The 19,017-nt window shown below is 71.7% G+C and carries 16 protein-coding genes; 10 read left to right on the plus strand and 6 right to left on the minus strand.

Translation table 11 applies throughout. The features are described 5' to 3' along the window. Positions 1-6: 6 nt before the first annotated feature. Positions 7-1,437 (minus strand): collagen-binding domain-containing protein, encoded by a 1,431-nt coding sequence (locus tag ACFUTX_RS11620; protein WP_378864442.1) that lies wholly within the window; start codon positions 1,435-1,437, stop codon positions 7-9. A gap of 86 nt (positions 1,438-1,523) precedes the next feature. Here ACFUTX_RS11620 and ACFUTX_RS11625 point away from each other — a divergent pair, with 86 nt between their 5' ends. The 6 genes from ACFUTX_RS11625 to rocD all read left to right on the plus strand — a co-directional run bounded on the left by ACFUTX_RS11625 (position 1,524) and on the right by rocD (position 9,282). Beyond that, on the plus strand, positions 1,524-5,267 hold the full coding sequence (locus ACFUTX_RS11625) for a proline dehydrogenase family protein (RefSeq protein WP_378864445.1): 3,744 nt from the start codon (positions 1,524-1,526) through the stop codon (positions 5,265-5,267). Between the two features lie 94 nt (positions 5,268-5,361). Beyond that, complete coding sequence (locus tag ACFUTX_RS11630; protein WP_378864447.1) at positions 5,362-5,796, plus strand: hypothetical protein; 435 nt, start codon at positions 5,362-5,364, stop codon at positions 5,794-5,796. Beyond that, positions 5,796-6,011 carry a helix-turn-helix transcriptional regulator gene (locus ACFUTX_RS11635; protein ID WP_378864450.1) on the plus strand — a complete coding sequence of 72 codons (216 nt, stop codon included), beginning with the start codon at positions 5,796-5,798 and terminating at the stop codon, positions 6,009-6,011. The genes ACFUTX_RS11630 and ACFUTX_RS11635 overlap by 1 nt, the downstream gene beginning before the upstream one ends. A gap of 1 nt (position 6,012) precedes the next feature. Further along, complete coding sequence (locus ACFUTX_RS11640) at positions 6,013-7,044, plus strand: NAD(P)-dependent alcohol dehydrogenase (protein WP_378864453.1); 1,032 nt, start codon at positions 6,013-6,015, stop codon at positions 7,042-7,044. A gap of 118 nt (positions 7,045-7,162) precedes the next feature. Further along, positions 7,163-8,041, plus strand: coding sequence for a dimethylargininase (gene ddaH, locus ACFUTX_RS11645; protein WP_378864456.1), 879 nt, complete (start codon positions 7,163-7,165; stop codon positions 8,039-8,041). A 14-nt stretch (positions 8,042-8,055) separates the two neighbouring features. Next, a complete protein-coding gene (gene rocD / locus ACFUTX_RS11650; protein WP_378864459.1) occupies positions 8,056-9,282 on the plus strand; it encodes an ornithine--oxo-acid transaminase in 1,227 nt (408 codons plus the stop codon). 3 nt (positions 9,283-9,285) lie between these two features. On the opposite strand, the gene ACFUTX_RS11655 is transcribed toward rocD, so the two are convergent. After that, on the minus strand, positions 9,286-9,981 hold the full coding sequence (locus tag ACFUTX_RS11655; RefSeq protein WP_378864462.1) for a FadR/GntR family transcriptional regulator: 696 nt from the start codon (positions 9,979-9,981) through the stop codon (positions 9,286-9,288). 62 nt (positions 9,982-10,043) lie between these two features. Further along, entirely contained in the window at positions 10,044-11,621 is a 1,578-nt protein-coding gene (locus ACFUTX_RS11660) for a molybdopterin-dependent oxidoreductase (RefSeq protein ID WP_378864465.1), read from the minus strand. Between the two features lie 116 nt (positions 11,622-11,737). Between ACFUTX_RS11660 and ACFUTX_RS11665 the strand changes: the two genes are divergently transcribed. The 3 genes from ACFUTX_RS11665 to ACFUTX_RS11675 are packed head-to-tail and all read left to right on the plus strand — an operon-like array spanning position 11,738 to position 15,427. Further along, the gene (locus ACFUTX_RS11665; RefSeq protein WP_378864468.1) at positions 11,738-13,600 is read left to right on the plus strand and encodes a circularly permuted type 2 ATP-grasp protein; all 1,863 of its coding nucleotides are present in this window, start codon (positions 11,738-11,740) and stop codon (positions 13,598-13,600) included. Beyond that, positions 13,594-14,526 (plus strand): alpha-E domain-containing protein, encoded by a 933-nt coding sequence (locus ACFUTX_RS11670; RefSeq protein WP_378864471.1) that lies wholly within the window; start codon positions 13,594-13,596, stop codon positions 14,524-14,526. Before ACFUTX_RS11665 ends, ACFUTX_RS11670 begins: the two co-directional genes overlap by 7 nt. 55 nt (positions 14,527-14,581) lie before the next feature. After that, the gene (locus ACFUTX_RS11675) at positions 14,582-15,427 is read left to right on the plus strand and encodes a transglutaminase N-terminal domain-containing protein (RefSeq protein WP_378864669.1); all 846 of its coding nucleotides are present in this window, start codon (positions 14,582-14,584) and stop codon (positions 15,425-15,427) included. 38 nt (positions 15,428-15,465) lie between these two features. On the opposite strand, the gene ACFUTX_RS11680 is transcribed toward ACFUTX_RS11675, so the two are convergent. After that, the gene (locus ACFUTX_RS11680) at positions 15,466-15,645 is read right to left on the minus strand and encodes a hypothetical protein (RefSeq protein WP_378864474.1); all 180 of its coding nucleotides are present in this window, start codon (positions 15,643-15,645) and stop codon (positions 15,466-15,468) included. 266 nt (positions 15,646-15,911) lie between these two features. Here ACFUTX_RS11680 and ACFUTX_RS11685 point away from each other — a divergent pair, with 266 nt between their 5' ends. Next, entirely contained in the window at positions 15,912-17,153 is a 1,242-nt protein-coding gene (locus ACFUTX_RS11685; protein ID WP_378864477.1) for a D-arabinono-1,4-lactone oxidase, read from the plus strand. A 24-nt stretch (positions 17,154-17,177) separates the two neighbouring features. Here ACFUTX_RS11685 and ACFUTX_RS11690 read toward each other — a convergent pair whose 3' ends face one another. Continuing rightward, positions 17,178-18,518: an MFS transporter gene (locus ACFUTX_RS11690; protein WP_378864672.1), complete on the minus strand. Its 1,341-nt coding sequence runs from the start codon at positions 18,516-18,518 to the stop codon at positions 17,178-17,180. A 5-nt stretch (positions 18,519-18,523) separates the two neighbouring features. Further along, the gene (locus ACFUTX_RS11695; RefSeq protein WP_378864480.1) at positions 18,524-18,988 is read right to left on the minus strand and encodes a MarR family winged helix-turn-helix transcriptional regulator; all 465 of its coding nucleotides are present in this window, start codon (positions 18,986-18,988) and stop codon (positions 18,524-18,526) included. Positions 18,989-19,017 lie beyond the last annotated feature (29 nt).

Raw genomic sequence — 19,017 nt, forward strand, 5'->3', positions numbered from 1 at the left:
CCGCGATCAGGTGCGGCGGCGCCGGAGGAGGGCGTCGCCCAGCAGGAGGATGCCTCCGAGCGTGAGGGCGAGCCCGCCCGCATAGGGCACCCAGCCCACGACCCCGCCGCCGGTCGCGGGGAGGGCCGGGCCGGTCGGGCCGTCCGGTCCGACCGGGGGGTTCGTCGGGGACTCCGGGCCCAGCGTGGGGTTGGGCGTCGTGGTCGGGGTCGGCTGCGGCGAGAGCGTCGGCGTCGGCGTCGGCGTGAAGGTCGGCAGGGGAGTCGGCGAGACGGTCGGGGTGGGCGTCGGCGAGATGGTCGGGGTGGGCGTCGGCGTCGGGATCCCGTCCTCGACACAGCTCACTTCGGCGGAGAAAGGGAAGTCGTGCACCTCGCGCGGAGCGCCGACCGGAGTGATCACCGGAACCCCGTGGATGAACTCGCGCGCGATGACGTTGCCCTCGATGTTCTGGGTCACCTGCCAGTTCACGGTCGCCCGCGGAGCGTACAGCGTGCCCTCCATCGTGTCGCCACCGGTCACGACCACGGAGGCCGCGTCGACGAAGTTCCACAGGATGAAGGGCGCCTGGGCTCCGCCGATCCCCGCGCTGTTGGGGAAGGTGCCGTTGTAGTCGCCGGTGATGTTGACCACGAGCGGCGAGGTCGCCGTGAGCGGCGCGCCGGCGAAGGTGATCTCCGAGAGGTTCGCCAGGTCCTGAGCGGTGATGTTCAGCACGTTGGTCTGACCGGCGACGATCTCGACCCGTCCCGCGGCGCCCGGCGGTACGGGCGACTCCAGTGGTGGGAAGGGGTTGTCGCGCGACTGCAGCTGGAGAGTGGGCGCACACGTGCCGAGAACCGTCGCCGTCTGCTGATACAGCTCGAAAGCGGCCGGGATGTCGATGAGCCCGTCCGGAACGAGGCTCGCGATCGACGCCGGCGTCTGCGGCTCGGTGCCCTCGATGCGCGGCGTCGTCTCGTAGTTCCCGCCCGGAGGCACGATGCGGAAGTCGCGCACCGCGTTGTTCTGGTCGGTGTTGAAGGCGACGTACGTCGACGTGTCGCCGACTTTCGCGTAGCCGTCCTGCAGGATCTTCAGCACCGACCCGTTGGCCGGCCACTGGATGCCGCCGCCGACGTACAGGAACACCGGCCGCGCATCGCCCGGCACCGTGAACGTGTCGCGCGAGCTGAAGATGTTGTACGACGAGTTGAAGGCGAGGTCGCCGCCGACGGCGACCGTCCCCTCCGCCTCGTCGGCGTTGAGCTGGGCGTCGCCCTCCACGAAGACGAGGAAGTTGCTGTTGGCAGCGTGACCGTCGACGAGCTGTCCGAGGGGATCGATCACGGGGTTGAACGGGCCGATCGGATCACCGGGTGCCGCGAGGGCCGGCGCCGAGACCGCGACGAGTCCCAGCCCGAGCGCCAAAGCGCCCGTGCCCGCGATGATTCTCATGCCCGTCTGGTGAGGGCCGCGCATGGATACAGCCTGACACGGAATGGGGCCGACCGGACCGGATCGCTCCCCCTTAGGCTTGTCGCATGGTGACCGACCCTTACCGGGGAGACACCGACCTCACGGCATCCGGCGACGACCTCGCAGCGCGTGCCGTGGTGCTCGCGCAGCGGTGGACCACCGAGAGCGCACAGGTCGACGTGGACCCCGCCGCCGAGCGACTGGCCGGCGTGCTGAAAGACCCCAACGGACTTCCGTTCACGATCGGCTTCGTCGACGGGGTGATGCGGCCCGAGAGCCTGACGGCCGCGGCATCCAATCTCCGTCGCGTCGCCCCGCTGGCGCCGGAGTTCCTGCCCTGGTACCTGCGGGGCGCGGTGCGCCTCGGCGGCACGGTCGCCCCGGTGCTGCCGTCGCCCGTCGTGCCCATCGCGCGCCGCGTGCTGCGCGAGATGGTCGGGCACCTCGTGGTCGACGCCCGCCCCGACAAGCTGGGCCCGGCGATCGCCGCGATCCGCGAGACGGGCGCGCGCCTCAACCTCAACCTGCTCGGCGAGGCCGTGCTGGGCGAGCAGGAGGCGCTGCGCCGCCTCGACGGCATCCACGAGCTGATCCGCCGCCCCGACGTGGACTACGTGTCGGTCAAGGTGTCGGCGATCGCGAGCCACATCTCGATGTGGGCGTTCGACGAGGTCGTCGACAAGGTCGTCGAGCGGCTGCTGCCGCTGTACGTCACCGCGGCTTCTGACGGCACCTTCATCAACCTCGACATGGAGGAGTACCGCGACCTCCACCTGACGATCGCGGTGTTCACGCGCATTCTCGAAGACCCGCGGCTGCGCGACCTCGAGGCGGGCATCGTCCTCCAGGCGTACCTGCCCGACGCCCTCCCCGCGCTGGAGCAGCTGACCGATTGGGCGCGCGGACGCGTCGGGTCGGGCGGCGCCCGCATCAAGGTGCGGCTCGTGAAGGGCGCGAACCTCGCCATGGAGCGGGTCGACGCGGTCATGCACGGGTGGTCGCTCGCCACGTACGACGCCAAAGTCGACTCGGACGCCAACTACGTGCGGTGCCTCGATTTCGCCCTGCGCCCCGAGAACGCCGCGGTCGTCCGGGTGGGCGTGGCCGGCCACAACCTCTTCGACATCGCGTACGCCTGGCTGCTCGCCGGCGAGACCGGGGTGCGCGAGCACATCGAGTTCGAGATGCTCCTCGGCATGGCCCAGGGCCAGGTGCAGGCGGTGGCCCGCGAGGTCGGGCACGTGCTGCTCTACGTGCCCGTCGTGCGACCCGACGAGTTCGACGTCGCGATCAGCTACCTCGTGCGCCGGCTCGAAGAGAACGCGTCCAGCGACAACTTCCTCTCCGCGGCATTCGAGCTGGCCGACGACCCGGCGATGTTCGCCCGCGAGCGCGACCGCTTCCTGGCGTCGCTCGACCGCGCGGCCGACCCGGCGCTCGCGTCGGGACCGCACCGCACGCAGAACCGCGACGCCGAACCCGGCGGCGAGGGGCTCACGCGCTCCCGCGAGCCCGGCCAGGCTGACGAGACGCCCGGGCTCACGCAGGCGGTGCTCGGCATCGCCCGGTCCGCCGCCGCCGACCCGGCCGACACCACCCCGATCGCACCGTCGGCCGAGGAGCAGCTCTTCGCCGGCGCGTCCTTCGTCGAGACGGCCGTGTTCGCCGCCCGGCAGACGTCGGGCCCGGCATCCGGAGCTCCCGGGTTCCGCAACGCCCCCGACACCGACCCGGCGCTGCCCGCCAACCGCGCCTGGGCCCGCCGCATCCTCGACCGCATCGCCGACTCCCGTGCCGGCGACGACACGATCGCCGCGGCCCGCATCGACGACGCCGAGGCGCTCGAAACCGTCGTGACGACGGTGACGGATGGCGCGGCCCGCTGGGGCTCGCTGCCCGCGGCCGAGCGGGCCGACGTGCTCGCTGCGGCCGCGCGCGCCCTCGAGGCCCGCCGCGGCGAGCTGATCGAGGTCGCCGCCTCCGAGACGGGCAAGGTCTTCGCCGAGGCCGACGTCGAGGTCAGCGAGGCCGTCGACTTCGCCAACTACTACGCCGCGACCGCGCGCGAGCTCGACCGGGTGAGCGGGGCGGTCTTCGAGCCGGCACGGCTCACCGTCGTCACGCCGCCGTGGAACTTCCCCGTGGCGATCCCCGCCAGCGGTGTGCTGGCGGCGCTCGCCGCCGGATCCGGCGTGGTCTTCAAGCCGGCCCCGCAGGCGCGGCGGTGCGCCGCAGTCGTCGCCGAGGCGCTGTGGGAGGCCGGTGTGCCGCGCGACGTGCTGGCGCTGGTCGACATCGACGAGGGCGGCCTCGGGCGGGCGCTGATCTCGCATCCGGCCGTGGACCGCGTCATCCTCACCGGCTCGTTCGAGACGGCCGCGCTCTTCCGGTCGTGGCGTCCCGATCTGCCGCTGCTCGCTGAGACGAGCGGCAAGAACGCGATGATCGTCATGCCGTCGGCGGACCTCGACCTCGCGGCATCCGATCTCATCAAGAGCGCCTTCGGGCACGCCGGCCAGAAGTGCTCGGCGGCGTCGCTGGCGATCCTCGTGGGTCCCGTCGGGCATTCCAAGCGGTTCGCGCGGCAGCTGGTCGACGCCGCCACGTCGCTGCGGGTGGGCCCGCCGACCGACCCGCTCTCGGAGGTCGGACCCGTGGTCGAGCCGCCGCGGGGCAAGCTCGAGTGGGCGCTCACCACCCTCGACGCGGGCGAGAAGTGGCTCGTCGAGCCGAAGCCGGTCGACGCCGGCCCCGAGTTCGCGGGTCGCATGTGGTCGCCCGGCATCCGCGCCGGGGTGCGCCCGGGTTCGCGCTTCCACCAGGAGGAGTTCTTCGGGCCGGTGCTCGGCGTCATGCACGCCTCGTCGCTGGCGCAGGCGATCGAGCTGCAGAACGCCGTCGCCTACGGCCTGACCGCGGGCCTCTACACCCAGAACCCCGACGACCTCGCCCTGTGGCTCGACCGGGTCGAGGCCGGCAACCTCTACGTCAACCGCGGCATCACCGGCGCGATCGTGCAGCGCCAGCCGTTCGGCGGGTGGAAGCGCTCCTCGGTCGGACCGGGTACGAAGGCCGGCGGGCCGAACTACCTCATCGGGCTCGGCTCGTGGCGGGCGACCTCGGGTGCGCCCGCCTCGGCGACCCTGCACCTGCGCGGACTCGACTCGCGCATCACGTCGGTGATCGAGGCGGCGCAGCCGTCGCTCGACTACGAGGCGTTCGAGTGGCTGCGCCGTGGGGCGCTGTCCGACGCGATCGCCTGGGACCGCGAGTTCGGCCAGGTCAAGGACGTGTCGGCCCTCGGGGTCGAGCGCAACCTCTTCCGGTACCGGCCCGTCGAGTCCGTGGCGCTGCGGGCGACCGGCGACGCCGCGTGGCAGGCGGTGCTGCGCGTCGTGATCGCGGGAGTCCGCGCCGGCACGAGCCTCACCCTCAGCGCACCCGTCGGGCTGCCGGCCGGGGTGCGCCGGGCCCTCGGCGACCAGGGGGTGACGGTCTTCGTCGAGTCCGACGACCAATGGCTGCAGCGCATGGCTGCGCCCACGCCGGACATCGTCGCCGCGGCGGCGGACGAGGCATCCGCTCCCCGTCCGTCGCGGGTGCGACTCATCGGCCCGCGCGGATCGGTGGGCGCGCTGCACCGGGCGCTGGCCGAGGCCGTCGCCGGTGATCCCGACCTCGCGGTGTACGACAACGAGGTGACCACCGCCGGTCGGCTCGAGCTGCTGCCGTTCCTGCGGGAGCAGTCGATCACGATCACCGCGCACCGGTTCGGCAACCCCGACCGGTGGTCGGAGTCCGTGATCTGAAGCCGGGCGATGTAAAGAATCCTTGACACGGTTCCGACCCCGACGCTAGCCTCGGGATGTCAAAGATTTTAGACATCGACGGAGGGCGGCGGTCATGGCCTACGAAGAGCGGAACGCGTGGGTCGGGCTCGTCATCAGCGTCATCGCGATGACCGTGTACACCGTCATCGTGCTGCAGCAGGCGTCGAGCGGACCCGTGGACGAGATCGACTGGGTGCCGCTCATGCTCTGGATCATCGGCGCCGGCATCGTCGTCTCGATCCTCGTCAGCATCGCGTGGGGACTCATCGCCGCCCGACGCGACCCCGACGGCATCGGCAAGTCCGACCAGCGCGACCGCGACATCAGCCACCTGAACAACCGCGTGGGGCAGGCGTTCCTCGTCCTCGCGGGACTCGCCGTCATCGTGCTGTGCGCGCTCGAGGCCGACTGGTTCTGGATCGCGAACACCATGTTCTACGGCTTCGCGCTGTCGTCGATCGTCGGCGGCGTCGCGAGCGTCATCGCCTACCGCCGCGGGCTCGTGTGATGGTCAAGCCCACGCGCGTCACCAACTCCATCCGCGCGCTGCGCGAACAGGCCGGTCTCACCCAGGCCGACCTCGCCCGGCAGGTCGGCGTCACCCGCCAGACCCTCATCGCCATCGAGCAGGGGCGGTACTCGCCGACGCTCGAACTGGCGTTCCAGATCTCGCGCGTCTTCCGCGTGGGACTCGACGACGTCTTCCACTACCCGGAGGCCTGACATGTCCGAACTTCCCGGCGGCCCCGCCGCCACGCCCGCGCTGGGCACCGACACGATGCCGGCCTGGAGCCAGTCCCGGTACGGGGGGCCCGACGTCGTGGGGCTCGCCCGCATCGACATCCCCGCCCCGCGCCGCGGCGACGTGCTGGTGCGCCTCCGCGCCACCGGACTCAACAACGGCGACACCCGGGTGATGCGCGGCGAGCCGCTCGTCGTGCGCACCGCGTTCGGGTGGCGTCGGCCGAGACAGCCGGTGCGGGGGATGGATGCCGCGGCCACCGTGGTGGCGCTCGGCGACGCCGTCTCGGGGTTCGCGGTGGGCGACGAGGTCGTGTGCGAGCTGCCCGGGGGCGGCGGTCTGGCGACCTATGCGGTCGCTCCGGCGAAGCGGCTCGTGCGGCGGCCGGCGGCTCTCGATCCGGTGGTCGCCGCATCGCTGCCCATCGCCGGCGGCACGGCGTGGCAGGCGCTCGAGAAGGGGCGGGTCGCCGCGGGTCAGCGGGTTCTCGTCATCGGGGCGTCGGGCGGCGTCGGCTCGTTCACGGTGCAGCTCGCAGCCCTGCGGGGCGCGACGGTGTGGGCGCTCTGCGGCGAGCGTTCGCGCGGCACCGTCGAGGGCCTCGGGGCAGAGCGCACGTTCGACTACCGAGCCGTCGCCCCGGGCTCCGCCGAGCTCGGGGGCGGGTTCGATGTCGTCATCGACATCGCGGGCACGGCGCCGCTGCGCACCCTGCAGGGGATGGTGCGCGACGGTGGATCGGTCGTGCTCGTCTCAGGCGAGGGCGGACGGGTTCTCGGTCCGATCGGGCGGATCGCCGCGGCATCCGTTCGCTCCCTCGGCTCGAAGCGCCCGCTGCGTCCCCTCGCCGCCGTCGCGAAGCCGGACGTGCTGGAGCGGCTGCTGGGGCTCGCCGCCCAGGGCGCGCTGCGTCCGCTGATCGACCGAATCGTCCCGTTCGCCGAGGCCGGGGACGCCCTGGCGTACGTCGACGACGGCCATGCCGTGGGGAAGGTCGTCGTCGCGGCGGCCTGACGCGAGTCGGGTTCCGGGGGCTTCGTGAGACAATGGGTGGCGGCGTGCCCGGTTGCCGGCTTCTCGCAGCTCCGCCGGGCCTCAGGACAGCGTCCGCCGCCCCTTGTCGAGGAGCAGAATGTCCACGCAGAACACCGCGCCCGCCACCGAGGTCGAGGCATCCGCCACCCGCATCCAGCAGCACCGCAGCTACCTGATGTGCCGCCCCGAGCACTTCACGGTCAGCTACACCATCAACCCCTGGATGGAGCCGGCGAACCCCACCGACACGGCCAAGGCGGTCGCGCAGTGGCAGACGCTGTACGACACCTACATCGCGCTCGGCCACGACGTGCACCTGATCGACCCGATCGAGGGCCTGCCCGACATGGTCTACACCGCCAACGGCGGCTTCCTCATCGACGGTGTCGCGTACGGCGCGAAGTTCCGGTTCCAGGAGCGCGTGCCCGAGGGACCGGCCTTCATGGACTGGTTCCGGGCGAACGGCTTCACCGTCGCCGAGCCCGTCGAAGTCAACGAGGGCGAGGGCGACTTCCTGCTCGTCGGCGACACCATCCTCGCCGGCACCGGCTTCCGCTCGACCGGCGACAGCCACCGCGAGCTCGGCGAGGTGTTCGGCCGCGAGGTCATCAGCCTCAACCTGGTCGACCCGCGGTTCTACCACCTCGACACCGCCATCTCGGTGCTCGACCCGGTCGAGGGCCCCGGCGGCGTCGACAAGGCGAACATCGCCTACCTGCCGGGCGCGTTCGACGACGAGAGCCGCCGCATCCTCGAGGAGCGCTACCCCGACGCGATCCTCGTCGCCGACGAGGACGGCGCCGTGTTCGGCCTGAACTCGGCGAGCGACGGCTACAACGTGATCATCTCCCCGCGCGCGAAGGGTTTCGAGGCCCAGCTTCGCGAGCGCGGCTACAACCCGGTGCTCGTCGACCTGTCCGAGCTGCTGCTCGGCGGCGGCGGCATCAAGTGCTGCACCCTCGAGCTGCGCCGCTGACAGGAGCCTCCCGCATGTCCGCCACCTCGCCCGACGTCGACACCGCGATGGCCCGCATCATCGCCGACGAGCACGACCACGTCGCCCACAACTACCACCCGCTTCCGGTGGTGATCTCGCGCGGCGAAGGAGCCTGGGTCACGGATGTCGAGGGCCGGCGCTACCTCGACCTGCTCTCGGCCTACTCGGCGCTGAACTTCGGCCACGGGCATCCGGCTCTCCTCGCCGCCGCGCACGAGCAGCTGAACCGCCTGACCCTCACCAGCCGCGCTTACCACAACGACCGGCTGGGCCCGTTCGCCGAGGCGCTCGCCGAGCTGTGCAAGAAAGACCTCGTGCTGCCGATGAACACCGGCGCCGAAGCAGTCGAGACGGGCATCAAGGTGGCGCGGGCGTGGGGCTACCGCGTGAAGGGGATCGCTCCGGATGCCGCGACCGTCGTCGTCGCGCACGGCAACTTCCACGGCCGCACCACCACCATCGTCGGCTTCAGCGACGACCCGCAGTCGCGCGACGGGTTCGGCCCGTTCGCGCCCGGGTTCGTGCACGTCCCCTTCGGCGACGCCGCGGCGATCGAGGCCGCGATCACGCCCGAGACGGCGGCGGTGCTGATCGAGCCCATCCAGGGCGAAGCCGGCGTCGTGATCCCGCCCGAGGGATACCTGCGGGCGGTCCGCGACATCTGCACGGCGCACGACGTCCTCTTCATCGCCGACGAGATCCAGTCGGGCCTCGGCCGGGTCGGCGAGACGTTCGCGTGCGACCGCGAGGGTGTCGTGCCCGACGTCTACCTGCTCGGCAAGGCGCTCGGCGGAGGCATCCTGCCCCTCTCGGCGGTCGTCGCCGACGCCGACGTCCTCGGCGTGATCCGCCCGGGCGAGCACGGGTCGACGTTCGGCGGGAACCCGCTCGCGTCGGCGGTCGGGCTGCGGGTGGTCGAGATGCTCGCGAGCGGCGAGTTCCAGAACCGCGCCAAGGCGCTGGGCGAGCACCTCGAGGCGCGGCTGACGGCGCTCGTCGGGCACGGCGTCACCGGCGTCCGGGTCGCGGGGCTGTGGGCCGGCGTCGACATCGACCCGGCCGTCGGTACGGGCCGTGAGGTCGCCGAGCGGCTGATCGCGCGCGGTGTGCTCGTGAAAGACACGCACGGCCACACCATCCGCATCGCCCCGCCCCTCGTCGTCCGTGCGACCGAGCTGGACTGGGCGATCGAGCAGCTGCGGGTCGTGCTCGCCGACTGAGGGTCAGCCGTTGACGGTCCGGCGCTCGGGCTGGTCGTCGGCGATGCCGAAGTGCCGGCGCATCGCGTAGCGCGCGGCTTCGGGATCGCCGGCGACGATCGCCTCGACGATGTCTTCGTGGGAACGATCGAACGCGATGCCGGCCCGTTCCCGTGCGGCCGACTCCCGACGGGCGCGCATGTCGTCGGCCAGAGCGCGGCGCAGCCCCTCCTGCAGGAACTTCAGCACCGGGTTGTCGACGATGTCGAGCAGGCGCCGGTGGAAGTCGGCGTCGGCCTCGTGGATGCGGGCCGCGTCCCCGTCGCGCTCGCCGGCGTACATGCGGTCGAGCGCCTCCCGCAGACCGCCGATCTCCTCCTCGGTGGCGCTGCGGGCGGCGGCCTCGGCGACGGCTTCCTCGACCATCACCCTCGCCTCGGTGACGTCCGAGTCGGCGATGTAGCCCAGCGAACGCGCGATGGTGAAGTACGTGCGCACGAAGCCGTACGACGGGGTGTCGAGGTAGGTGCCGCGGCCCTGCGTCCGATGCAGGAATCCGAGACGCTCGATCACGGCGAGCTGCTCCCGCAGCGCGCCCCGGCTCATGCCGAGGGCCTCGCACAGTTCGCGCTCGGGCGGCAGTCGTCGCGCCCCCGTGTCGCCGTCGACCGTGGCCAGCGCGAGCAGGCGCTCCACGAAGCTGTCGAGCGAATCCGCCACCGGGCCTCCGTCTCAGGTAAAGGTTTCCCCGCATGCTACAGGCCAGATTGCGCAATCGCCGTTCACTCGAAGACGGTGAGGAATCGCTCGTGCCACCCGGTCGCGCCGTCGGGCGCGGGACGGGCGCGCTCGGAGGTCTGCACCTCGCCGTCCGCGCTCGTGGCCCGGCAGCGGATGAGGTGGTCGCCGACGGTCGCCGTCCACGGCAGGCTCCACTGCACCCAGGTGTCGTCCGAGATCGCCGTCGCCAGCTCCGCCGGCACCCACTCGCCCTCGTCGATCTGCACCTCGACACCGCTCACGCCGACGTGCTGGTGCCATGCGACCCCGGCGATCACGGTGTCGCCGGCCTTGAGCCCCTGCCCGCGCCGGGGCACGTCGATGCGGGACTGCAGCTTGATCGGTCCGCGCTCGGACCAGCCGCGGTCGGTCCAGTATGCGCGGGCGCGGTCGAACCGGGTGACCTCGAGCTCGGTGACCCACTTCGTCGCCGACACGTAGCCGTACAGTCCGGGCACGACGAGCCGGGCAGGGAAGCCGTGCTCCTGCGGAAGCGGCTCGCCGTTCATGCCGACGGCGAGGATCGCCGCCCGATCGTCGGTGAGCACCTCGAGCGGCGTGGAGGCGGTGAATCCGTCGATCGAGCGCGAGAGGACCATGTCGGCCTCCGCCGTGGGCCGGGCGCGGGCCAGCAGCTCCCGGACCGGGTAGCCGAGCCACAGCGCGTTGCCGATCAGGTTCCCGCCGACCTCGTTCGACACGCAGGCGAGGGTCGTGTAGCTCTCTTCGAGCGGAAGGGCGAGCACGTCGTCCCACGTGAGCGTCACCTCCTGCTCGACCATCCCGTGGATGCGGAGAGTCCAGGTGGCGGGGTCGATCGAGGGGACGATGAGGGCGGTGTCGATACGGTAGAACCGCTCGTTGGGCGTGATGACACGGGCGAGTCCCGGGATGCCGAGCTCAGCCGTCGATGGGACGGGCGGCGCCGTCGCCGCCGGGCGGGGGAGCACGACCGTGCGGAGCGCCGTCACCGCGGCGTTGCCCGCCCGGATCGCGCTCCCGGCGATCGCCGCGAGCACGCCCGTCGCGGCGGCCGCCCCCGTCCACACGAGGAAGGTGCGCCGGCTGGGAGCGGCGCCCGGTGTCTCGCCCGGTGGGCCGCCCCGCGCAGCGTCCGTGCCCGCGGGCGCCGGGAGCAGCATCCGGAGCAGCCACCACAGGACGACCGCACCGACCACGCCCGCGATGATCGACGGGAGCCATGCGAGCGGGCCGGCGTCGGCGCGGGTGATCGCGGTGATCGCGCCGACCGCGCCGAAGGCGACCACGATGACGCGGCCCCACGGCGGGCGGCGCGACTCGACCCAGCCCGCGAGGGCCGCGAGCACGGTCACCACGATCGCCATGCCCGTGAGGAGCGCGATCTTGTCGGCGGTGCCGAACAGCGCGATGGCGGTGTCCTTCGCCCAGGCCGGGGCGAGATCGATGAGCGCGCCGCCGACGGTGGCGAAGGGTCCGGATGCCGGTGCGACGACCGCTCCGAGGAGCTCGCCGAGGCCCGCACCGAGCGCGACCGCGCCCACGCCGGCCGCCCAGGTCAGGGGAGCCGCGATCCGGGTGTCGCCGCGGGTGACGCTCACGTTCACAGCGTACGACCCGGGTGAGGGGTGAGGGCGGGTCGGGTGAGCGCCGATCGGCTGCGCCGGCGGGGACGGGTGAAACATGGCGGCAACACGGCCGCGACTAGGCTCTTCGCATGGGTGATCTGTTCGACGGCTACGGCTCCACGTTGGCGCCGCGCAAGACGCCCTCCGGGGTTCCGGCGTTCGACGAGATGTTCGGCAGTCCCGCGCACCCGGGTGCGCCCGCCGAGTCGCGCGAGGCGTACCGCGAGCTGTATCAGGCGCTCGCCCAGATGACGCAGGAAGAGCTGCGCGGCCGCACCGATTCGCTCGCCAGCTCGTACCTCGCGCAGGGCGTGACGTTCGACTTCGCGGGCGAGGAGCGCCCGTTCCCGCTCGACGCGGTGCCGCGGGTCGTCGCGTACGACGAGTGGTCGCGCATCGAGGCGGGCGTGAAGCAGCGGGTGCTCGCGCTCGAGGCGTTCCTCGACGACGCGTACGGGCATCAGCACTGCGTGCGCGACGAGGTGCTGCCGGCCGGGCTGATCGCGTCGTCGCAGTACTTCTATCGCCAGGCCGCCGGCATCCACTCGGCCAACGGCGTGCGCATCCAGGTGTCGGGCATCGACCTCATCCGCGACGAGCACGGCGAGATGCGGGTGCTCGAAGACAACGTGCGCGTGCCGTCGGGCGTCAGCTACGTCATCTCCAACCGCCGGGTGATGGCCCAGACGCTCCCTGAGCTGTTCGTCTCGATGCGCGTGCGACCGGTCGGCGACTACCCGAACAAGCTCCTCGCCGCGCTCCGCGCGTCGGCCCCGGCGGGCATCGAAGACCCGAACGTCGTCGTCCTCACACCCGGCGTCTACAACTCCGCGTACTTCGAGCACACGCTCCTCGCCCGCCTCATGGGGGTCGAGCTCGTCGAGGGGCGCGACCTGCTGTGCGTGGGCGGCAAGGTCTTCATGCGCACCACTCGCGGACCGAAGCGGGTCGACGTCATCTACCGCCGCGTCGACGACGACTTCCTCGACCCGCTGCAGTTCCGTGCCGACTCGATGCTCGGTGCTCCGGGGCTCATGCTCGCCGCGCGGCTCGGCAACGTCACGATCGCGAACGCGGTCGGCAACGGCGTCGCCGACGACAAGCTGCTCTACACGTACGTGCCGGACCTGATCCGGTACTACCTCGCCGAAGAGCCGATCCTGAAGAACGTCGACACGTGGCGCCTCGAAGACCCGAACGCGCTCGAAGAGGTGCTCGACCGCCTCGACGAGCTCGTCGTGAAGCCGGTCGACGGCTCGGGCGGCAAGGGTCTGGTGGTAGGGCCGGATGCCTCGCCCGCCGAGCTCGAGAAGCTCCGGCAGCGGCTGCTGGCCGATCCGCGCGGCTGGATCGCGCAGCCGGTCGTGATGCTGTCGACGATCCCGACGCTGGTCGAGGACGGGATGCGCCCGCGCCACGCCGACCTGCGCCCCTTCGCCGTCAACGACGGGGAAGACGTGTGGGTGCTGCCGGGCGGCCTGACCCGCGTCGCGCTCCCCGAGGGGCAACTGGTGGTGAACTCGAGCCAGGGCGGCGGGTCGAAAGACACGTGGGTCATCGGCGGATCCGCGCCGTCGCACGTCGAGTACGGCCAGGGGCAGGGCGTGTCGGGGCTCGTCGCCGACCAGGCCGCCACCATCACCGCGTCGATCCCGATCATCTACGACGGGCAGCCCGAGCCCGCCCACTCGCCTCGCGATCCCGCCCGCGGCGATCGCGAGCAGCACGAGCAGCAGCAGCAGGAGCACGCGACCGGGATGCCGCACGCCGCGCAGTCCGAGCAGCAGCAGCAGACCCGTGCCGAGGCATCCGCTCTCCCGACCGACGATGTCCGTGTCCCACCTTCGGCGGAGCGTGTCCCACTTTGCAGCGAATCCGAGGAGCTGGGGCGACGAAAAGTGGGACATGTCGGCCGTCACGGGTTCGGATCGGGGCGTGATCACGCATGCTGAGCCGCATCGCAGAGTCGCTGTTCTGGATCGGGCGCTACATCGAGCGCAGCGACGGCACCGCCCGGATCCTCGACGTGCACCTGCAGCTGCTGCTCGAAGATCCGTGGATCGACGAAGACACGGCGTGCCGGTCGCTGCTGAGCGTCATGGGCTCGCTGCCGCCCGAGGGCGTCGAGCACGTCCGCCGGTCCGACGTGCTGGCGCGGCTGGCCGTCGACCGCATGAACCCGTCGAGCATCGCGTACGCGCTGACCGCCGCGCGCGAGAACGCCCGCCGCGCGCGCGAGATCGTCTCCACCGAGCTGTGGGAGACCCTCAACACCACGAACGCCCGGATGCCCCGCAGGCTTCAGGCCGACCGGGTGCACGAGTTCTTCCAGTGGGTGCGCGAGCGCGCGGCGCTCGCCGTCGGCATCGTCGACTCGTCCACGAGTCGCGACGAAGCGTGGCAGTTCTTCACCCTCGGCCGCAGCATCGAGCGCACCGACATGACGGCGCGTCTGCTCGCCACGCGATCGCTGACCGAGGCATCCGGACCCTCGTGGACGACCATCCTGCGATCGTGCGGCGCCTATGAGGCGTACCTGCGCACCTACCGCGGCATGCCCAGCGCACGCAACGCTGCGGAGTTCCTGCTGCTGGACCGGCTGTTCCCGCGGTCGATCATCTACTCCATCCAGCGTGCCGAGGAATGCATGAGCGCCATCGATCCGCGCGCCGACCGGGTCGGCCATTCCAACACCGTGCTGCGCGCGCTCGGGCAGATCCGCAACGACCTCGAGTACCGGCCGGTGTCCGAGATCCTCAGCGAGCTGCCCACCCACATGGACCGCGTGCAGAAGGTCACCCGTGAGGCGTCGGAGGCGATCCGCGGCCGGTTCTTCCCGACCCAGGCCGAGCCGAGCTGGATCGGAGAGATCTCATGACGGTTCGCGCGATCCACGCCGCAGGATGCAGCGCCGATGAGCGGGGGTGGCGTCGATGAAACGGCTGCGCATCGAGCACCAGACCGGCTTCAGCTACCAGGGCGACGTGTCGGCGTCGTACAACGAGGCGCGCATGCTGCCCGGGTCGACCGACAGCCAGTTCGTGCTCAACTCGTCGCTCGACATCGAGCCGTCCACGTCAGTGAACCAGTACGTCGACTACTTCGGCACCCGCGTGGCCGCGTTCGATGTGCTGTCGCCGCATTCGGCGCTCACCATCACCGCCAAGTCGCTGGTCGAGGTGCGTCCGCGTCCGCTCGAGCACGTCGACATCACCTGGCACGAACTCGCCCGCGAGTCGGGACGCTCCATCGAGACCGTGGAGCAGCTGACCCAGACCGGGCGCACCCGTCCGCACCCCGAGGTCGCGGAGCTCGCGCGGTCGATCGCGTCGCAGCACGACCATCCCGGCCGGGCGGCGCACGCCATCGCGACGGGCATCGGCGACGCCGTCGAGTACATGCACGGCATCACCGGCGTGCACTCCACCGCGCAGGAGGCGTGGGAGGCGCGCAAGGGCGTCTGCCAGGACATCGCGCACATCACCCTGGGCGCGCTGCGCGAGGTCGGGATCCCGGCCCGGTACGTCTCGGGTTACCTGCACCCGCGCCCGTCGGCTGAAGTGGGCGTCGCGGTGACGGGCGAGTCCCACGCCTGGGTGGAGTGGTTCGCCGGCGAATGGCAGGGTTTCGACCCCACCAACAACATCGAGATCGGCGACCGGCACGTGCTCGTCGGACGCGGCCGCGACTACGGCGACGTCCCGCCGCTGCGCGGGGTGTACGCCGGCCCGTTCAAGAGCCACCTCCACGTGAAGGTGACGATCACGAGAGAGGCGTGAGCCTGTCTCGTGAACGGCGGATCGGTTCCCGCGGAGTTCTAGGCCGGCGGCGCGCCCGGATCGAGGGTCTTCAGCATCTCCTCTTCCGCCGGGTTGTCGGCTTCGAGCTGCTCCTCGGTCGTCTCGTCGCCGCCGAGCGGCGAGTCCTGCTCGACGGGCTGGTCGCCGGGTTCACCCTCGGCGGGGTCGGGTCGGTCGTCACTGTGCGATGCATCCATGGTCGTGACGCTAGGCCCGCCGGCCGCCCACGCACAGGGGTTGACGAACGTCGCGTGAGGGGAGACGGATGCCGCGGCATCCGTCTCCCGGCCGTGCCGCCGCCGAACGGCGGCACTTTGCAGCAGCCGCTGCGTCGCACGACGCCGCGCTCGCCGGAAAGTGCCGCGCCGCGCGGGCTGCAGAGGATCGCGCCCTCACGTCAGCGGCCGCGCGGGACACCGGCCCGGAGCGTGTACAGTTCTGCGCGGACGCAGAGGGGGCGGTCATGACCCGCAACTGGGCTGGGACGTACGAGTACACCGCACCCATGATCGTGACGGCGCGCACCGAGGACGAGGTGCGCCGGGCGCTCGCCGGCGGAGGACCCGTCCACGCGCTCGGCACCCGTCACTCGTTCACCGACCTTCCCGACACCGGCGGCACCCTCATCGACGTGTCCGGACTCGAAGGGGGCTTCGAGCTCGGCGACGGCACCGTGCGCGTCGCCGGCGGGACGCGCTACGGGGTGCTCGCGTCGTGGCTCGATGAACGCGGACTCGCCCTTCACAACCTCGGCTCGCTGCCGCACATCTCCGTCGCCGGCGCGACCGCGACCGGGACCCACGGCTCGGGAGACGCCCACGGCGTGCTCACCACCGCGGTGCGCGGCATCCGGTATCTCGACGCCCACGGCGCACTGCACGAGGTCCGCCGCGGCGACCCCGACTTCGCTGCGGTCGCGGTCGGCCTCGGCGCGTTCGGGGTGGTGGTCTCGCTCGACCTGGCGACCGAGCCGACGTACCGGGTGCGCCAGGACGTGTACCGCGACGTGACGTGGGATGCCGCGCTGCACGCTCTCCCGGCGGTGACGGGCGCGGGGTACTCGGTGTCGGTGTTCACCCGGTGGGACCCCGAAAGCATCGGGTACGTGTGGGTGAAGACCCGCCTCGACGACGACCGGCAGCCGGTGCCCGAGACGCTGCTCGACGGGGTGCGCGACGTCGACGCCGAACCCCTCGGCGGCCTGGCCGACGTCACCGAGCTGCGAGGAGTGCCGGGACCGTGGATGTTGCGGCTGCCGCACTTCCGACTCGACGGCACTCCGTCGTTCGGCGACGAGATCCAGAGCGAGTACTTCGTGTCGCGTGAGCACGCGGTGACGGCGCTGCTCGCGATGCGCGAGCTCGGCGAGCTCATCCGTCCGGTGCTGTTCGTGAGCGAGCTGCGCACCGCCGCCGCCGACGACCTCTGGCTCAGCCCGGCGTACGGGCGCGACATCCTCGCGATTCACTTCACCTGGCGCAACGATCCCGACGCGGTGGGACGGGTCATCCCCGAGATCGAGCGCGCGCTGGAGCCGTACGCCGCGCGCCCGCACTGGGGCAAGCGCCACGGGTTCGGGCGCGAGCGGCTCGAGCGGGTGCATCCGCGCCTCGCCGACGCGCGCGAGGTCTTCGAACGCCTCGACCCGGACGGCCGCTTCGTGAACCGCCACCTCATCCGCGTCGGAGCCCGCCGGCCCCGCTGACGCGGCGGCCGGCCCGGCGCCGGGTCAGCTCGCGCGGCGCTCGCGCGCCTGGTCGGGCACGCGGACGGGCGTGGTCGCGGCGACCTCGTCGGAGAACTCCTCGGGGTTCGCCTGCACGACCGACAGCGGACGCGTCTCGTCGATCGTGAGCAGGAAGCGCTTCTCTTCGCTGCGGTGTAGCCGGCCCGAGACGATCAGCCAGGTGGCGCCGATCGCGAACGCGACGAGCGCCGCACCGGCACCGAGCAGGATCGCCTGCCGCGGCCCGAACTCGGCGGCGACCCAGCCGACGATGGGAGCACCGATCGGTGTGCCGCCCATGAGGATCGCCATGTACAGCGCCAGCACCCGGCCCCGCAGCGCGGGATCGGTGGTGGTCTGCACGTAGCCGTTCGCCGTGGTCAGCATCGTGACGACCGCGAACCCGGTGAACATGAGGGTGATCGCATAGAGCCAGTACGACGGCATGACCGCCGACACGGTCGCAGCGGCTGCGAACAGCAGCGTGCCGCCGATCACCACCCGGATCCGCGCCCGGTCGCGGCGGGCGGCCAGCAGCGCGCCGGCCAGCGACCCCACCGCGAGGATCGAGCTGAGCAGCCCGTAGCCATCGGCCTGCTGACCGAACTCGAGCGCCATCGTGGAGGCGAAGATCGGGAAGTTCATGCCGAAGGCGCCGACGAGGAACACCATCGCGAACGTCACGATGAGGTCGGGGCGGCGCGCCACATAGCGGAAGCCGTCTGCGAGGCGCGAAGCGCCGGTCGCCTTCACGCGCGGCACGAGCTCGTCGGTGCGGATCAGCATCAGCGCGATGATCATGCCGAGGAAGGTCACGCCGTTGACGAGGAACACCCACCCGGTGCCGACCGCGACGATCACGACGCCGGCGACGGCGGGCCCGATCATGCGCGCGCCGTTGAACGAGGCCGCGTTGAGCGCGACGGCGTTCGAGGCGATCTCGCGCGAGACCAGGTCGGAGACGAACGCCTGGCGTGCGGGGTTGTCGAACGCGGCCACCACTCCGAGCGCGAGGGCGAAGGTGTACATGATCGGCAGGGTCATGACGCCCATCAGCAGCAGCACGCCGATCGCCACGCCGAGCACCAGCAGCAGGCCCTGGGTCAGCATGAGCAGCCTGCGCCGCTCGAAGCGGTCGGCGACCCAGCCGGTCACGCCGACGAGCAGCAGCGGGGGAGCGAACTGCAGCGCCATCGTGACGCCCATCGCCGCCGCGTCGTTGTCGGTGAGCTCGGTCAGCACCACCCAGCTGAGCGCGGTCGCCTGCATCCACGCGCCCACGTTCGAGACGAGGGCGCCGATGAACCAGACGCGGTAGTTGAAGATCGAGAACGAGCGGAACATCGAGCTCATCGGGCGGCCATCCGCTCCATGATCTCGGCGGCCCGGGCGAGCACGCCGCGCTCGTCGTCGGTGAGGTCGGCGAGCGCCGCCTCGACCCACGCGTCCCGTCGGCGGGCGGTCTCGTCGACGACTGCGCGGCCCTCGTCGGTGAGGGCGATGACGACCTTGCGGCCGTCGTTCTCGTCGGCGGACCGGCTGATGTAGCCGAGGTCCTGCAGGCAGTTCACCGTGCGGTTCATCGACGGCGCCGAGACGCGCTCGCGATCGGCGAGCTCGCCGAGGGTGTGCGGGCCGTGCACCCAGAGGGCGGCGAGGACGGCGAACTGGCCGTCGCTCATGGAGTCGACCGCGCGCTGCGTGCGCAGGCGGCGCGCGAGCCGGAAGGTCGCAATGCGCAGCTGTGAGGCCGCGGCGGAGTGGTCGTCGGGGGAGTCGTGGGGTGTCGTCGTCAGTTCCGTATGTGCGCTCATGCCGTTATTTAGCATAGCTCATTAGTTTT

The organism is Microbacterium sp. NPDC057407 (assembly GCF_042803895.1).
In the GTDB taxonomy this organism is placed as follows: domain Bacteria; phylum Actinomycetota; class Actinomycetes; order Actinomycetales; family Microbacteriaceae; genus Microbacterium.

Excerpts from the sequence above, each read along its gene's own strand:
- ACFUTX_RS11675 (WP_378864669.1), top strand. The coding sequence starts at position 14,582 with ATGAAACGGCTGCGCATCGAGCACCAGACCGGCTTCAGCTACCAGGGC.
- rocD (WP_378864459.1), top strand. The coding sequence starts at position 8,056 with ATGTCCGCCACCTCGCCCGACGTCGACACCGCGATGGCCCGCATCATC.
- ACFUTX_RS11620 (WP_378864442.1), bottom strand. The coding sequence starts at position 1,437 with ATGAGAATCATCGCGGGCACGGGCGCTTTGGCGCTCGGGCTGGGACTC.
- ACFUTX_RS11695 (WP_378864480.1), bottom strand. The coding sequence starts at position 18,988 with ATGAGCGCACATACGGAACTGACGACGACACCCCACGACTCCCCCGAC.
- ACFUTX_RS11625 (WP_378864445.1), top strand. The coding sequence starts at position 1,524 with ATGGTGACCGACCCTTACCGGGGAGACACCGACCTCACGGCATCCGGC.
- ACFUTX_RS11680 (WP_378864474.1), bottom strand. The coding sequence starts at position 15,645 with ATGGATGCATCGCACAGTGACGACCGACCCGACCCCGCCGAGGGTGAA.
- ddaH (WP_378864456.1), top strand. The coding sequence starts at position 7,163 with ATGTCCACGCAGAACACCGCGCCCGCCACCGAGGTCGAGGCATCCGCC.
- ACFUTX_RS11670 (WP_378864471.1), top strand. The coding sequence starts at position 13,594 with ATGCTGAGCCGCATCGCAGAGTCGCTGTTCTGGATCGGGCGCTACATC.
- ACFUTX_RS11630 (WP_378864447.1), top strand. The coding sequence starts at position 5,362 with ATGGCCTACGAAGAGCGGAACGCGTGGGTCGGGCTCGTCATCAGCGTC.
- ACFUTX_RS11640 (WP_378864453.1), top strand. The coding sequence starts at position 6,013 with ATGTCCGAACTTCCCGGCGGCCCCGCCGCCACGCCCGCGCTGGGCACC.
- ACFUTX_RS11635 (WP_378864450.1), top strand. The coding sequence starts at position 5,796 with ATGGTCAAGCCCACGCGCGTCACCAACTCCATCCGCGCGCTGCGCGAA.
- ACFUTX_RS11690 (WP_378864672.1), bottom strand. The coding sequence starts at position 18,518 with ATGTTCCGCTCGTTCTCGATCTTCAACTACCGCGTCTGGTTCATCGGC.
- ACFUTX_RS11685 (WP_378864477.1), top strand. The coding sequence starts at position 15,912 with ATGACCCGCAACTGGGCTGGGACGTACGAGTACACCGCACCCATGATC.
- ACFUTX_RS11665 (WP_378864468.1), top strand. The coding sequence starts at position 11,738 with ATGGGTGATCTGTTCGACGGCTACGGCTCCACGTTGGCGCCGCGCAAG.